15 protein-coding genes are annotated in these 13,446 nt (G+C 72.2%); 13 read left to right on the forward strand and 2 right to left on the reverse strand.

Translation table 11 applies throughout. The features are described 5' to 3' along the window. Positions 1 to 22 precede the first annotated feature (22 nt). Together AC5WRL_RS07385 and AC5WRL_RS07390 are read left to right on the forward strand one after the other, a co-directional pair. Positions 23 to 550, forward strand: a complete 528-nt coding sequence (locus tag AC5WRL_RS07385; protein WP_496087491.1) for a tetratricopeptide repeat protein — start codon at positions 23 to 25, stop codon at positions 548 to 550. 190 nt (positions 551 to 740) lie between these two features. Next, positions 741 to 1,943 (forward strand): Cmx/CmrA family chloramphenicol efflux MFS transporter, encoded by a 1,203-nt coding sequence (locus tag AC5WRL_RS07390; RefSeq protein ID WP_496087547.1) that lies wholly within the window; start codon positions 741 to 743, stop codon positions 1,941 to 1,943. 214 nt (positions 1,944 to 2,157) lie between these two features. Here AC5WRL_RS07390 and dusB read toward each other — a convergent pair whose 3' ends face one another. After that, positions 2,158 to 3,297 carry a tRNA dihydrouridine synthase DusB gene (gene dusB / locus AC5WRL_RS07395; RefSeq protein WP_496087492.1) on the reverse strand — a complete coding sequence of 380 codons (1,140 nt, stop codon included), beginning with the start codon at positions 3,295 to 3,297 and terminating at the stop codon, positions 2,158 to 2,160. A 127-nt stretch (positions 3,298 to 3,424) separates the two neighbouring features. On the opposite strand from dusB, the gene AC5WRL_RS07400 reads away from it, so the two are divergent. Together AC5WRL_RS07400 and AC5WRL_RS07405 are read left to right on the forward strand one after the other, a co-directional pair. Further along, positions 3,425 to 4,447, forward strand: coding sequence for an aldo/keto reductase (locus AC5WRL_RS07400; protein ID WP_496087493.1), 1,023 nt, complete (start codon positions 3,425 to 3,427; stop codon positions 4,445 to 4,447). A 64-nt stretch (positions 4,448 to 4,511) separates the two neighbouring features. After that, positions 4,512 to 5,102, forward strand: coding sequence for a Uma2 family endonuclease (locus AC5WRL_RS07405; RefSeq protein ID WP_496087494.1), 591 nt, complete (start codon positions 4,512 to 4,514; stop codon positions 5,100 to 5,102). A 62-nt stretch (positions 5,103 to 5,164) separates the two neighbouring features. Here AC5WRL_RS07405 and AC5WRL_RS07410 read toward each other — a convergent pair whose 3' ends face one another. Continuing rightward, positions 5,165 to 6,547 carry a glycine--tRNA ligase gene (locus AC5WRL_RS07410; protein WP_496087495.1) on the reverse strand — a complete coding sequence of 461 codons (1,383 nt, stop codon included), beginning with the start codon at positions 6,545 to 6,547 and terminating at the stop codon, positions 5,165 to 5,167. Between the two features lie 164 nt (positions 6,548 to 6,711). Here AC5WRL_RS07410 and AC5WRL_RS07415 point away from each other — a divergent pair, with 164 nt between their 5' ends. From AC5WRL_RS07415 to AC5WRL_RS07455, 9 genes are all read left to right on the forward strand, one after another. Continuing rightward, on the forward strand, positions 6,712 to 7,698 hold the full coding sequence (locus AC5WRL_RS07415; protein ID WP_496087496.1) for a metal ABC transporter substrate-binding protein: 987 nt from the start codon (positions 6,712 to 6,714) through the stop codon (positions 7,696 to 7,698). A 23-nt stretch (positions 7,699 to 7,721) separates the two neighbouring features. Further along, positions 7,722 to 8,438 (forward strand): metal ABC transporter ATP-binding protein, encoded by a 717-nt coding sequence (locus AC5WRL_RS07420; RefSeq protein WP_496087497.1) that lies wholly within the window; start codon positions 7,722 to 7,724, stop codon positions 8,436 to 8,438. Beyond that, on the forward strand, positions 8,438 to 9,310 hold the full coding sequence (locus AC5WRL_RS07425) for a metal ABC transporter permease (RefSeq protein ID WP_496087498.1): 873 nt from the start codon (positions 8,438 to 8,440) through the stop codon (positions 9,308 to 9,310). The genes AC5WRL_RS07420 and AC5WRL_RS07425 overlap by 1 nt, the downstream gene beginning before the upstream one ends. A gap of 74 nt (positions 9,311 to 9,384) precedes the next feature. Then, complete coding sequence (locus AC5WRL_RS07430) at positions 9,385 to 9,816, forward strand: Fur family transcriptional regulator (RefSeq protein ID WP_496087499.1); 432 nt, start codon at positions 9,385 to 9,387, stop codon at positions 9,814 to 9,816. Between the two features lie 406 nt (positions 9,817 to 10,222). Further along, a complete protein-coding gene (locus AC5WRL_RS07435) occupies positions 10,223 to 10,567 on the forward strand; it encodes a hypothetical protein (RefSeq protein ID WP_496087500.1) in 345 nt (114 codons plus the stop codon). A 75-nt stretch (positions 10,568 to 10,642) separates the two neighbouring features. After that, the gene (locus tag AC5WRL_RS07440) at positions 10,643 to 10,951 is read left to right on the forward strand and encodes a hypothetical protein (protein WP_496087501.1); all 309 of its coding nucleotides are present in this window, start codon (positions 10,643 to 10,645) and stop codon (positions 10,949 to 10,951) included. A 41-nt stretch (positions 10,952 to 10,992) separates the two neighbouring features. Next, entirely contained in the window at positions 10,993 to 11,355 is a 363-nt protein-coding gene (locus AC5WRL_RS07445) for a hypothetical protein (RefSeq protein WP_496087502.1), read from the forward strand. A gap of 41 nt (positions 11,356 to 11,396) precedes the next feature. Further along, the gene (locus tag AC5WRL_RS07450) at positions 11,397 to 12,890 is read left to right on the forward strand and encodes a hypothetical protein (protein WP_496087503.1); all 1,494 of its coding nucleotides are present in this window, start codon (positions 11,397 to 11,399) and stop codon (positions 12,888 to 12,890) included. 81 nt (positions 12,891 to 12,971) lie between these two features. After that, positions 12,972 to 13,316, forward strand: coding sequence for a hypothetical protein (locus tag AC5WRL_RS07455; protein ID WP_496087504.1), 345 nt, complete (start codon positions 12,972 to 12,974; stop codon positions 13,314 to 13,316). Positions 13,317 to 13,446: the final 130 nt, after the last annotated feature.

The following is a 13,446-nucleotide window of genomic DNA, read 5'->3' on the forward strand; positions in this document are numbered from 1 at the left end:
GGTGGTCCGCGCTCATGCCGCCATGACGAACGATGACTGGGACGGGCGCGTGGCGGCGCTGTGGGACGCCTTCGACGGCCTCGAACCCGCCGCCTTCGTGGCGCGGATGGCCGCCCCGGCCGCCGAACGTCCGGACGACGCCCCCCGTGCGCTCTCCGAGCCGGCCTCCGCCCATGACGCCACCGACGGCGAGGCGGAAGCAGCCGGACTCGCCGGTGAGCACCGGGTGGCGGCCGTGATCCCGTACGCCGGCAGCCTGCGCGATCTGCGCCGGGCCGAGCCGAGCGTGGCGCTGCTGACCACCGAACGGGCGGCGGGGCACGGGCAGCCGGCGGACGAGATCAGCGCTTTCCCGGCCCCGGCGCTGCCCGACCTGGGACGGAAACGGGAGGCCGCGCTCCCGGCGCTCGGCGCGCTCACCCCGCAGCTGAGCCGCTACCGGCGCGCGGTATCCGATGACCGCATCGCCCTGGGGGAAAACCAGCGGTGCCGGCCTCGCCCCGCTGCTAACCTGGCGGGCATGTCGAGTCCCGAGGCATCCAGAAGCTAGCCACCGGTCATCCGGTGGCGCTGGTTGAGCCATCCTCGACGGTTTCCCGCGCTCCGGCACGCTCCGTGCCGGTCTGATCGCTCTTCCGTTCCGTGCCGCGCCCGATCGACCGGTGCCGTGACCTCATCCGGTTTCCACCGATCACTCACGGAGCTTCTCCATGCCTGGCACCAAACCCAGGAACGCCGCCATGCCCCTGGCGGTCTATCTGCTCGCGCTGGCGGTCTTCGCCCAGGGCACATCCGAGTTCATGCTGGCCGGCCTGGTGCCGGACATCGCCGCCGATCTCGGCGTCACCCTCTCCGACGCGGGGCTGCTCACCTCCGCCTTCGCCATCGGCATGGCGGCCGGCGCGCCGCTGATGGCGCTGCTCAGCCGGCGCTGGCCGCGCCGGGCGACGCTCGCCGGGTTTCTCGCGGTCTTCGTCCTGGTGCATGTCGTCGGCGCGCTGACCGACAGCTTCGGGGTGCTGCTGGCCACCCGGGTCGTCGGGGCGCTGGCGAACGCCGGGTTCATGGCGGTCGGGCTGACCACCGCCACCGCGCTGGTCCCGGCCGACGCCAAGGGCCGGGCCCTGGCGGTGCTGCTCGGCGGCACCACCCTCGCCTGCGTGGCCGGGGTGCCCGGCGGGGCGCTGCTCGGCGCGGTGTGGGGGTGGCGGGCCGCGTTCTGGGCGGTCGCGCTGGTGTCGCTGCCGGCGATCGTGGCGGTACTGAGGTCCGTGCCGGGCGGGGCCGGCGGGGCCGGGGCGCCGGACACCGGCGCGCGCGGCGAGCTGCGCGCGCTGCGCCGGCCCCGGCTGCTGGTGACGCTGCTGCTGGGCGCGCTGGTCAACGGGGCGACGTTCTGCTCCTTCACCTACCTGGCGCCGGTCATCACGGACGTCGCCGGGCTGGGCAGCGGCGCGGTGCCGGGGCTGCTGGCGCTGTTCGGGATCGGCTCGTTCGCCGGGGTACGGATCGGCGGCCGGTTCGCCGACTCCCGCCCGCTGCCGCTGCTCACCGGCGGCGGCGCCGCGCTGGCGGCCGGCTGGGCGGTGTTCGCGCTGACCGCCGCCCACCCGGCGGCGGTGATCGTGCTGGCGCTGGTGCAGGGCACGCTGTCGTTCGCGGTGGGCAGCACGCTGATCTCCCAGGTGCTGTACGCGGCGGCCGACGCCCCGACGCTGGCGGGCAGTTTCGCCACCGCCTGCCTGAACGTGGGCGCGGCGGCCGGCCCCTGGCTCGGCGGGGTCACGATCGCGGCCGGTCTTGGGCTGCGTTCCCCGCTGTGGCTGAGCGCCGCACTGGTCGCCGTGGCCCTGCTGACGGCGGCCCTGGCCGCCGCGACGGCCGCCCGGGCCCGTACCGGCGGGCCGGCGGCACCGGCGCCCGCCGCCGTACCGGCCGACTGACCAGGACAGCGGCGCCGGTTTCCCGGCCGGCCGGCCGGAGCGGGCTGGGTCGTCTCTTGTGGATTCTCGTGGATCAGGCCGCGTTGTCGGATGCGGTGCGCCGCAAGGCGCCCACGTGCCCTTGGGACGCTGTCCTTCGGGGAGTCCGGCAACGCGGCGAGGTTCGCCACCGGTAGCCGGCGGCCCGGCCCCGCGAAGATCCGAAAGAGAGGGCCTAACCGCCCGAGGTGTCCAGCTCGGCGTCGGCCGCGACGCCCGCGCAGTCGTAGGGGTCGCCCAGCCAGCCATCCGGCAGGGCGACCCGGTTGCGGCCGGAGGTGCGTCCCCGGGGGCCGTCCGCCCCCGGGGGCCACTCCTGGGTCAGGTCCAGCTCGCCGAGCAGCGCGGCCAGTTCGTCCAGCGAACCGGCCACCGCCAGCCTCCGCCGGGCCTCGGAGCCGACCGAGAAGCCCTTGGTGTACCAGGCGACATGCTTGCGGAAGTCGATCACCCCGCGCGCCTCGTCCCCCAGCCACTCCCCCAGCAGCCGCGCGTGCCGCACCATCACCTCGGCGACCTCGGCCAGCGCGGGCCGCGCGTACGCCGCCGGGCCCCGCCCGTCGAAGGCCGCCACCAGGTCGCCGAACAGCCACGGCCGCCCCAGGCAGCCGCGCCCCACCACCACCCCGTCGCAGCCGGTCTCGCGCATCATGCGTACCGCGTCGTCGGCCGTCCAGATGTCGCCGTTGCCCAGTACCGGGATCTCGGGCACGGTCTCCTTCAGCCGGGCGATCGCCGACCAGTCGGCCTGCCCGCCATAGTGCTGCGCCGCCGTCCGGCCGTGCAGCGCGATCGCCGTGACGCCCTCCTCGACGGCGATCCGTCCCGCGTCCAGGTACGTCAGATGATCGTCGTCGATGCCCTTGCGCATCTTCATGGTGACCGGCAGCGCGCCCGCGTGCCGGACCGCCTCGCGCAGGATGGCGCGCAGCAGGGGCCGCTTGTACGGGAGCGCCGAGCCGCCGCCGCGCCGGGTGACCTTGGGGACGGGGCAGCCGAAGTTCAGGTCGATGTGGTCGGCCAGGTTCTCGTCGGCGATCATGCGCACCGCCCGGCCGACGGTGGCCGGGTCGACCCCGTACAGCTGGATGGAGCGCGGCTTCTCGCTGTCGTCGAAGTGGACGAGCTGCATGGTCTTCTCGTTGCGCTCGACCAGGGCGCGGGTGGTGATCATCTCGCTGACGAACAGCCCGCGCCCGCCGGAGAACTCGCGGCACAGGGTACGGAACGGCGCGTTCGTGATCCCGGCCATGGGGGCGAGCACCACGGGCGGGTCGACGGTGTGCGGTCCGATCTGGAGGGGCGGTGCGGTCATCCGCCCATTGTCCCGCACCCGTCCCGCTCCACCCGCCCCGCCCGGCCCGGCCCGTGCGCGCGGCACCGTGGCGCGCCCACGGCTCGCGGAACGTGCGGCGCGCCGGGCCGCGTGCCACGCTCGCCCCATGACCACCCCCACGATCCCCACCCGGACCCTCGGCACCGCGCCCGGGGTGCCGGTCTCCGCCATCGGTCTCGGCTGCATGGGCATGTCCGCGGTGTACGGCGCCACCGACCGCGAAGAGTCCGTCGCCACGATCCGCTCCGCGCTGGAGGCCGGCGTCACCCTGCTGGACACCGGCGACTTCTACGCCATGGGCCACAACGAACTGCTGATCGGCGAGGCGCTGCGGGCGCTCCCCGCGGACCTGCGCGAGCGCGCCCTGACCAGCGTCAAGTTCGGGGCCCTGCGCGGCGTGGAGGGGGGCTTCCTGGGGTACGACGGGCGGCCGGCCGCCGTGCAGAACTTCGCCGCGTACTCCCTCCAGCGGCTCGGCACCGGCCACATCGACATCTACCGCATCGCGCGCGTGGACCCGGACGTCCCCATCGAGGAGACCGTCGGGGCCATCGCCGGGCTGGTCGAGGCCGGGCACGTACGGCACATCGGTCTGTCGGAGGTGGGCCCCGACACCATCCGGCGTGCCGCCGCGACCGCGCCGATCACCGATGTCCAGATCGAGTACTCGCTCATCTCGCGCGGCATCGAGGCGGAGATCCTGCCGGTGTGCCGGGAGCTGGGCATCGGCGTCACGGCGTACGGGGTGCTCTCGCGCGGCCTGATCAGCGGCCACTGGCGGCCGGACCGCAAGCTGGACGCCCACGACTTCCGGGGCGCCACCCCGCGCTTCCAGGGCGAGAACCTGCGGCACAACCTCGGGCTGGTGGAAACCCTGCGGGCGGTGGCCGAGGAGCGCGGCGTCTCGGTCGCCCAGCTGGCGATCGCCTGGGTGCTGGCGCGGGGCGAGGACATCGTGCCGCTGGTGGGCTCGCGCACCAGGAAGCGGCTGAGCGAGGCGCTGGGCGCGCTGGACATCCGGCTCGACGCCGCTGACCTGGCCGCCATCGAAACGGCGATCCCACCGGACGCCGCGGCGGGCGACCGCTACCCGGCGGAACAGATGGCCCACCTGGACAGCGAGAAGTAACGCTGTCAGTAGCCGCCTCTACACTTTGTGTGGTTACTGGCCCGACTGTGCGAAGAGGTGCATCATGACGATGGTGATGGAGCGACGGGAATCGATAGGGGCCCGCACCCCGGCATCGTTCGACGAACTGTGCCGGATGCTGGAGCAGATGGAGCTGCCCGACGGCTTCCAGGCCGAGATCATCGAGGGGAAGATCGTCGTGTCGCCGTGGTCGAAGGGCACCTATCGCCCGGTGATGCGGAGCATCGTCCAGCAGTTGTCCGGCCATGAGCCCGAGGGTCATGTCGTCGACACCAGCCCGCACCTGTTCACCTTCGCCGGCCAGGGCCGCGCGTACGGTCCCGACATCCATGTGTCGGACGAGGCGGCGACCCTGATCGACAGCATCCGTCTCCCCGGTGAAACGCTCTCCCTGGTAGCCGAACTGACCTCGGCCGCCACCGCCGACATCGACCGGGTCGACAAGGTCAGGGCGTACGGCAGCGCGGGCGTCCCGGTGTATCTGCTGGTGGACATGCTGGAATCCACCGTCACGGTGTACAGCTCCCCGGATGACTCGGGGTACCGGAGGCACAACACCGTGCTCTTCGGCGACAGCTTCACCGTCCCCCAGCCATTCGACTGCAAGCTGGACACCTCGGGCTGGGAGAAGTAGCCCACCACGGCCGTGGCCCGGCCCCCGTGACGGGGGCCGGGCCACGGTTTGCGGGTGTGGGGTCAGCAGCCGATCAGGCGGCTGGCCAGGTAGGACTCGATCTGGTCCAGGGAGACCCGCTCCTGCTTCATGGTGTCGCGCTCGCGCACGGTCACCGCGTTGTCCTCCAGGGTGTCGAAGTCGACGGTGACGCAGAACGGGGTGCCGATCTCGTCCTGGCGGCGGTAACGGCGGCCGATGGCGCCCGCGTCGTCGAACTCGATGTTCCAGTGCTGGCGCAGCGCGGCGGCCAGCCCCTTCGCCTTCGGGGACAGCTCCGGGTTGCGGGACAGCGGCAGCACCGCGACCTTCACCGGGGCCAGGCGCGGGTCGAAGCGCATGACGACGCGCTTCTCCAGCTTGCCCTTGGCGTTGGGCGCCTCGTCCTCGACGTAGGCGTCGAGCATGAACGCCAGCATCGCGCGGCCGACACCGGCGGCCGGCTCGATGACGTAGGGGGTCCAGCGCTCGCCGGCCTCCTGGTCGAAGTAGCTCAGGTCCTGGCCGGACGCCTTGGAGTGGGCGTTCAGGTCGTAGTCCGTGCGGTTGGCCACGCCCTCCAGCTCACCGAACTCCGAGCCGCCGAAGTTGAAGCGGTACTCGATGTCGGCGGTGCGCTTGGAGTAGTGCGACAGCTTCTCCTTCGGGTGCTCGAACCACCGCATGTTCTCCTCGCGCATGCCGAGGCCGCGGTACCAGTTCCAGCGCTGCTCCATCCAGTAGATCTGCCACTGCTCGTCCTCGCCGGGCTTGACGAAGAACTCCATCTCCATCTGCTCGAACTCGCGGGTGCGGAAGATGAAGTTGCCGGGGGTGATCTCGTTGCGGAACGACTTGCCCATCTGGGCGATGCCGAACGGCGGCTTGCGGCGCGAGGTCTGCTGCACGGAGGCGAAGTTGGTGAAGATGCCCTGCGCGGTCTCCGGCCGCAGGTACGCCACCGAGCCCGAGTCCTGAGTCGGGCCGAGGTGGGTGGAGAGCAGGCCGGAGAACTGCTTGGGCTCGGTGAAGGTGCCCTTGTTGCCGCAGTTGGGGCAGTTCAGGTCGGTCAGGCCGTTGGCGGGCAGGTGGCCGTGCTTGGCCTCGTACGCCTCCTCCAGGTGGTCGGCGCGGTACCGCTTGTGGCAGGAGGTGCACTCGGTGAGCGGGTCGGTGAAGGTGGCGACGTGACCGGACGCCTCCCACACCTCGGTGGCCAGGATGACGGAGGAGTCGATTCCGACCACGTCGTCGCGCGAGGTGACCATCGAGCGCCACCACTGGCGCTTGATGTTCTCCTTCAGCTCCACGCCCAGCGGACCGTAGTCCCAGGCGGCGCGCTGCCCGCCGTAAATCTCACTGCACGGGTAGACAAAGCCACGGCGCTTGCTGAGGCTGACGATAGTGTCGATCTTGTCGGCGGCCACGGTGCTCTCTTCAGGACGACGATGGAGTGGCCCCAGATTACCGGCGTACGAGGGGGCAGCAGCAAATCGTGATGGCCGGATCACGGGCAGGTATCCGGGGTATCGGGAGGTACCGGTCACATAGCCGCCCAGACGTTTGACAATGGTTTCCATACCACTTGAAAATGGCTGTCATGAGCAGACGACGCCGCCCCCGGATATCCCCCGCCCGCGCCCTGGCCGCCGGTGCCGCGGCCCTCGGGCTGCTGGCCCTGACCGCCTGCGGGAGCGACAGCGGGACCGGCAAGAGCGGCGGGGCGGACGGCACGCTGGACGTGGTGGCGTCGTTCTATCCGATGGAATTCCTGGCCGAGCGGATCGGCGGCGAGCACGTCACCGTCACCACGCTCACCCCGCCCGGCACCGAGCCCCACGACTTCGACCTCTCCCCCAAGGAGACGGCCCGGCTGACCGAGGCGGACGTCATCGTCTATCTCAAGGGGCTCCAGCCAGCCATCGACGAGACCGTCGCCCAGTCCGGCGTGGAGCACATCGCCGAGGCCACCTCGTTCACCTCCCTGGAGACGCACGGGACCGACGAGGACCACACCGACCACGATCACGCGGACGACGACCACGACCACGGCGCCGAGGACCCGCACATCTGGCTGGACCCGGTGAAGTACGCCGAGGTCGCGCAGGGTGTCGGTACGGCGCTGGCCGAGGCCGACCCGGAGCACGCCGCCGACTACCGGGCCAACACCGAGGCGCTGGTCGCCGACCTCACCACCCTCGACGAGGAGTTCACCGCCGGGCTGGCCGACACCGGGACCAAGACCTTCATCACCACCCACGCCGCCTTCGGCTACCTCGCCGAGCGCTACGGCCTGCACGAGGAGGCCATCTCCGGCATCGACCCCGAGTCGGAGCCCAGCGCCGCCCGGCTGCGCGACCTGCACGACGTCGCCCAGCGGGAGAACGTCTCCACCGTCTTCTTCGAGACCCTCGCCAGCGACACCACCGCCCGTACCCTCGCCGACGATCTGGGGCTGGTCACCGCCGTACTCGATCCGCTGGAGGGAATCACCGACCGGTCCGCCGGCGCTGACTACCTGGAGGTCATGCGCGCCAATCTGGCGGCCCTGCGCCAGGCCCTCGGCGCGACGTCCTAGAAGACGGGAAGGGAAGCACCCGGATGGCATCGGACCCGGACTCCGCGATACCCCTGACCCTGCGCGGCGTGCACGCCGAGCTGGGTGGCCGGCCCGTGCTGCGCGGCATCGATCTGACCGTGGGCCGTGGCGAGGTGGTCGCCCTGCTCGGTGCGAACGGCTCCGGCAAGTCCACGGCGGTGCGGGCGGCCGTCGGCCAGGTGCCGGTCGGCGCCGGCGAGCTGGCGCTGTTCGGCACCCCGGTGCGCCGGTTCCGCGACTGGCGGCGGGTGGGGTACGTACCGCAGCGTTCGACGTCGGCGGGCGGGGTGCCCGCGACCGTACGGGAAGTGGTGTCCGCCGGCCGGCTCGCGCGGCGCCGGCTGCGCCCGCTGGGGCGCGCGGACCGGGCGGCGGTGGAGCGGGCCCTGGAGCTGGTGGGGCTGGCGGACCGGGCGCGGGATCCGGTGGACGCGCTGTCCGGGGGCCAGCACCAGCGGGTGCTGATCGCGCGGGCGCTGGCCGGTGAGCCGGAGCTGCTGATCATGGACGAGCCGCTGGCCGGGGTGGACCTGGCCAGCCAGCGAATCCTGGCCGACACGCTGCGCAGCCAGCTGGCGCAGGGGGTGTCCACCCTGGTGGTGCTGCACGAGCTGGGCCCGCTGGAGTCGCTGATCACCCGCTCGGTGTCCCTGTCGGCGGGCCTGGTGGAGGCCACCAACGCCTGCCATCCGCACGAGCTGGAATCGGGGATCCTGTGATGCTGGAGATTCTGGACTACGCCTTTATGCAGCGGGCGCTGCTGGCCGCGCTGCTGATCGGGGTGTCGGCGCCGGCGGTGGGGATCTATCTCGTGCAGCGCCGGCAGGCGCTGATGGGTGACGGCATCGGGCATGTGGCGCTGACCGGGGTGGCGCTGGGGTTTCTGCTCCAGACCAACCCGGTGTGGATGGCGGTGCTGGTGTCGTCGGTGGGCGCGGTGGCGATGGAGCTGCTGCGCTCGTCGGGGCGGGCGCGCGGGGACATCGCGCTGGCGATGCTGTTCTACGGCGGCATGGCGGGCGGCGTGATGATCATCAATCTGGCGCCGGGCGGCTCGACGGCCAATCTGACCAGCTATCTGTGGGGCTCGATCACCACGGTCTCGCCGTCCGACATCACGGCGATCTGTGTGCTGTCGGCGTTCGTGCTGTGCGTGGCGCTGGGGCTGCGCAGGCAGCTGTTCGCGGTCTGCCAGGACGAGGAGTTCGCGCGGGTCACCGGGCTGCCGGTGCGGGCCCTGAATCTGCTGCTCGCGGTGACGGCGGCGGCCACCGTGACGGTCGCGATGCGGGTGGTGGGGCTGCTGCTGGTGAGCGCGCTGATGGTGATCCCGGTGGTGACGGCGCAGGCGGTCACCCGTGGCTTCGCGGCGACGCTGAGCCTGTCGATGGGGGCGGGCGTCCTGGTGTCGGTCTCGGGGACGGTGACCTCGTACCACGCGGACGTACCGCCCGGTGCGACGATCGTGCTGATCGCGCTCGGCCTGTTTGTGGTGGTGTCGCTGCTGGCGCTGCCGCTGGCCCGCAGGCGCGCCCGGCGGGCCGCGCGACCGTCCCCGGCGACCGAGAGCGCGCTGGCGGCCCGGCCGTAGCGGAGCGGCTACCCTTGGGGCGCACACGAGCTTGCACAGGGACGCGGCAGCATCAGCAGGGAGCAGTGGTAGACGTGGACACGCCAGGACCGCCGGTCCGTGGCCGGTCGACCCGCCAGCGCGCGGCGGTGGCGGCGGCGCTGGCCGAGGTGGACGAGTTCCGCAGCGCTCAGGAGCTGCACGACATGCTCAAGCACCGCGGCGACTCGGTCGGTCTGACCACCGTCTACCGCACTCTGCAATCGCTGGCGGACGCCGGCGAGGTCGATGTGCTGCGCACCAGCGACGGCGAGGCCGTCTACCGCCGGTGCAGCACCGATGACCACCATCACCACCTGGTGTGCCGGCTGTGCGGGAAGGCCGTGGAGGTCGAGGGCCCGGCGGTGGAGAAATGGGCCGAGGCGGTGGCCCGCGACCACGGCTTCACGGATGTCGGCCACACGGTGGAAATCTTCGGCACCTGCGACGAGTGCACCGCTGCGAAAGCAAACGGGCAACGCTCGTAACGATCGGGGGAGTCGTTCCCCGCCGGTCGCGGCTCGCTCCCTCTTGACGGACACCAGGGCCGGTGGCGCTCCCGCGCCACCGGCCCTACCGCTGTGCTGACCACACGCGCCGCCGTCCCGCGCGCACCCCTGACGAACCGGGCCGTGCGCCCCTTCGCGCCCTGACAATTTCTTGCCAGTTTTTGCGCTCGCGATCTTCTTGAACTCGGGTGCAGAGCGGGCGTATCGGTGGATTGCGACCGCGAACTGGCCTCTTGAGACCGTCCGATCGAATCCTTGGGACAAAACTGGTACGAGATGCCACCCGAGTGGCCGCAGATGTGTCGGAGTATTGACAGGCGCACACGAAGACTTGGGTGGTGCCCCTGGCGCCGCCACAGTGAGCCGAGAAGGAGCTGACCAGGTCATGGACCAGAACGAGATCAAGCTTTCGCCCGCCGAGGTCGACCGGGTGATGGGCATTATCAACGAGGCGTACACCGACATGGAGGAGGTCGCCCGCGGCATCGGTGCCCACGGCGGCAACGTCTCCACCGCGTACAACGGTGCCGGTACCGCCACCGCCATGGAGACGTACGAGACGCTGGGCAAGTCCGGTCAGGCGCTGGCGAATGTGCTGGAGGGCCTGTCCCAGGACCTCGGGCTGACCTCCGACACCGGCCGCGAGACCGACGACGCCGCCCTCCGCGCGGTGAACGCCGGTGCCTCCTCCGGCGTGGCACCCGACCAGGGCATCGCCGCCGCCATCTGAGGCCCCGCACTTCTCACCCCCGATCCCCCGATCCCCCGACTCCCCAGCAGAACAGCAGGAAAGGACACAGGAGCCATGAACGACGGAATGATCCGGTTCGGCAACGAGGGTCTGACCACCATCCAGTCGCAGACCGCCGGTCAGAAGGAGCAGTACGAGGAGATCTGGAACAACGTCCGCACCCAGCTCCAGAATCTGATCGACCAGCAGCTCGTGGACGCCCAGATCAGCGAGGCGCTGCGGATACGCGACGAGCAGTTCCGTCGGGAGAGCGCCGGTTTCGACGAGGACGTCACCGCGCAGAACACCGCGATGCGCAATGTGCAGAACATCGGCATCGACGGTGGCCAGGCCATGGTCCGTGCCGCCATGGGTGGCCGCTGACCGTCCGTCCGGCACATCGGCCAAGGAAGGGAAGACGGTCCATGGGGATCATGAACGTCGATGGCCTGGAGAAGGCCGCCGGCGGCACCGGCAAGCGCGTGGGCCTCGCCACGATGCGGCGGTCCTTCGCGGCGATCGCCTCGGACGAGCGGATGTTCGGCGATGTGCCGAACGCCGCGGCGGCGTCCGCCGCGCTGCGCGGAGCGGCGTGGGCGATGCTGCGCGAGCTGGAGCGGGCCGGGGTCACCGTGGAGGACATCCGGGCCAGCGCGGAGAACACCACGGCCATCGCGCTGGAGTCGGACGACGCGGCACGGCGTGAACTGCTGAGGCCGGCGGTCGACTCCAAGGGGTTCGACCAGTGGATGGGACCGGATTACGAGAGCGCGGGAGGTCCGCGGTGAGTCGGAGCCCCGACAACGTCGGCCGGGTGGGGTGATCGCGGATGCCGGACACCTATACCCCGTTCAGGGCCGTGGTCGACAAGATCATCAGCCCCAACTACATCGCCATGCGGGCCGCTGCCGACGCCTGGTCCGCCCTGGTACGGGCGGCCGGTGAGGAGAGCGGCGCGCTGGCCGGCACGGCGGCCGAGGCGGCCGACGCACCGGGTATCGGGTTGCTCGAACTCGCCGACCGGATCGACGAGACCAGCAGTTGGGCCGAGGGCGCGGGGGCCGCGGCACGACAGATCTCCGAACAACTCTCCTGGGCGGCGGAGGCGTCCGCCCAGGCCGCCGAGCGGGCCTTCGAACTCGGTGAGAACTTCCAGGAGGTGGAGAACACCGCCAACGCCCGGATGGCCGCCATCGATGTCGGGATGGGGGTGATCCGGGCCAGGGAGAGCGCGGACGCCCAGCAGCAGGCGCTGGCGGACGAGGCCCGGCGGGTGCTGTCCGAGCTCGGCGACAAGTTCGCCGGGGTGATCGGTGCCGAGCCGCCCGTGGCGCCCGAGGGCGGCCGGGGTTCGGGCGGCGGGGGCGGTACGTACGGTGCCGTCTCCGGTTCCGGCGGCGGTTCGGTGGCCGGCGGTGGCGCGGTGGCCGGCGGCGGTCCGGTCGGCTCGGTGGCCGGCGGCGGCACCGTGCCCGGCTCGGTGGCCGGCGGCCGGGCCGCCGACTTCACCGCGCCCAACGGCTCGACGATCGGCGTCGGCAGCTACCCGGGCTCTCAGGTACAGGGCCCGGAACAGGGCGACTTCGCCGGCTGGGTGCGCAGCCCCAACACCGGATTCCTGGTCGATCCGGCCACCGGCCGCGAGTTCGACTCCATCAGCGGACGGTGGATCGACCCGGTGACGGGCAAGCCGTTCGGTGAGGTGACCGCGTACGCGGCCCGGCTGTCCGGTCTGGGCACGGGACCGGGGGCGATCGCCGGTGGCGGGCTCACCGCCGCCGCGACCGGCCTGGGTACCGCCGCCCTCACGGGTCTGTACGGGGGCGCCATGCCGCCGAGCGTGGCGGGCGGCGGTCCGGCACGTACCCAGGTGGCCCAGCAGGCGGTCCGCAACCTCGGACAGCGGGCCCGGGTGGCCACCCGGCTGGGGATGCACGAGGCGAATCTCGGCGGCCGGCCGTTCTCCCCGCCGCCGGGCAGCGCGGCCCAGCGGGCGGGTGGCCGGCCGGCCACCGGTGCCCGGGCCGGCTCGGTGCCGCCGGGTGCGGGTGGCGGCCGGGCCGGCGGCCCGGGCGCGGGCCGCGGCCGGACCTCGGGTGAGCCGGCCCGTACCTGGCGGAGCGGCGCGGCGAAGGACGCCGGCGCCCGTCACCAGCTGGCCGGCCGCCCGGCCGGCGCGGCCCCGCCGGCCTCCGGGGCGGCGCGTGGCGGCTCCGGGAAGGACGAGCGGGAGAACGGACAGCAGGCCCCCACCGATCTGATCGAGGATCCGAAGGTGTGGGCGAGCAACAAGAGCGCCGTCAAGGGCGTTCTCGGCGAATAGGCGGCCGGAGTACGGCCGGTGATGGGGTACCCGCCCCACCACCGGCCGTACGGGCCTCGATTGAGAGAAAGGAGGCACCTCGTGCCCATCGACGGAGACGGTCTCTTCTACAGCTCAGAGGATTTCCAGGCGGCCGGCCGGGACAGCCTGACGACCGCCGACGCGGCGGACAGCGTGCAGCGCCAGCTGCGGCAGGCGACGCCGAACGCCGCGAGCTACGCGGGCGCCGACGCGTTCGTCGCCGCGCTCACCGAGACCCGTGACACCCAGGTCAAGGGTGTCCTGCGCGCGGCCGAAGGCCGCGAGAACATGGCCGGCGCCGACCGCCAGGTGGCGGGCATCGGCGATGACATGGAGCTCGACGCCCAGATGTCGATCACGGTCGGCAACAGCGTGGTGGCCCGCGACATCGCCGACAGCATCTGAACCGGCGCTTCCGGATCTTCGCCGATCGGGCCCTGTCTCCCCCCGGTAGCCGGCGGCGCGGCCCGCGAAGATCCGGAAGCGCCGGCCCGGGTGGTGGGGTCCCCCCGGGGCTTTCTTCCAGCCTGCGGGG

This window comes from Streptomyces sp. NTD107 (genome assembly GCF_059510435.1).

Excerpts from the sequence above, each read along its gene's own strand:
- AC5WRL_RS07385 (WP_496087491.1), top strand. The coding sequence starts at position 23 with ATGACGAACGATGACTGGGACGGGCGCGTGGCGGCGCTGTGGGACGCC.
- AC5WRL_RS07390 (WP_496087547.1), top strand. The coding sequence starts at position 741 with ATGCCCCTGGCGGTCTATCTGCTCGCGCTGGCGGTCTTCGCCCAGGGC.
- dusB (WP_496087492.1), bottom strand. The coding sequence starts at position 3,297 with ATGACCGCACCGCCCCTCCAGATCGGACCGCACACCGTCGACCCGCCC.
- AC5WRL_RS07400 (WP_496087493.1), top strand. The coding sequence starts at position 3,425 with ATGACCACCCCCACGATCCCCACCCGGACCCTCGGCACCGCGCCCGGG.
- AC5WRL_RS07405 (WP_496087494.1), top strand. The coding sequence starts at position 4,512 with ATGACGATGGTGATGGAGCGACGGGAATCGATAGGGGCCCGCACCCCG.
- AC5WRL_RS07415 (WP_496087496.1), top strand. The coding sequence starts at position 6,712 with ATGGCTGTCATGAGCAGACGACGCCGCCCCCGGATATCCCCCGCCCGC.
- AC5WRL_RS07420 (WP_496087497.1), top strand. The coding sequence starts at position 7,722 with ATGGCATCGGACCCGGACTCCGCGATACCCCTGACCCTGCGCGGCGTG.
- AC5WRL_RS07425 (WP_496087498.1), top strand. The coding sequence starts at position 8,438 with ATGCTGGAGATTCTGGACTACGCCTTTATGCAGCGGGCGCTGCTGGCC.
- AC5WRL_RS07435 (WP_496087500.1), top strand. The coding sequence starts at position 10,223 with ATGGACCAGAACGAGATCAAGCTTTCGCCCGCCGAGGTCGACCGGGTG.
- AC5WRL_RS07440 (WP_496087501.1), top strand. The coding sequence starts at position 10,643 with ATGAACGACGGAATGATCCGGTTCGGCAACGAGGGTCTGACCACCATC.
- AC5WRL_RS07445 (WP_496087502.1), top strand. The coding sequence starts at position 10,993 with ATGGGGATCATGAACGTCGATGGCCTGGAGAAGGCCGCCGGCGGCACC.
- AC5WRL_RS07450 (WP_496087503.1), top strand. The coding sequence starts at position 11,397 with ATGCCGGACACCTATACCCCGTTCAGGGCCGTGGTCGACAAGATCATC.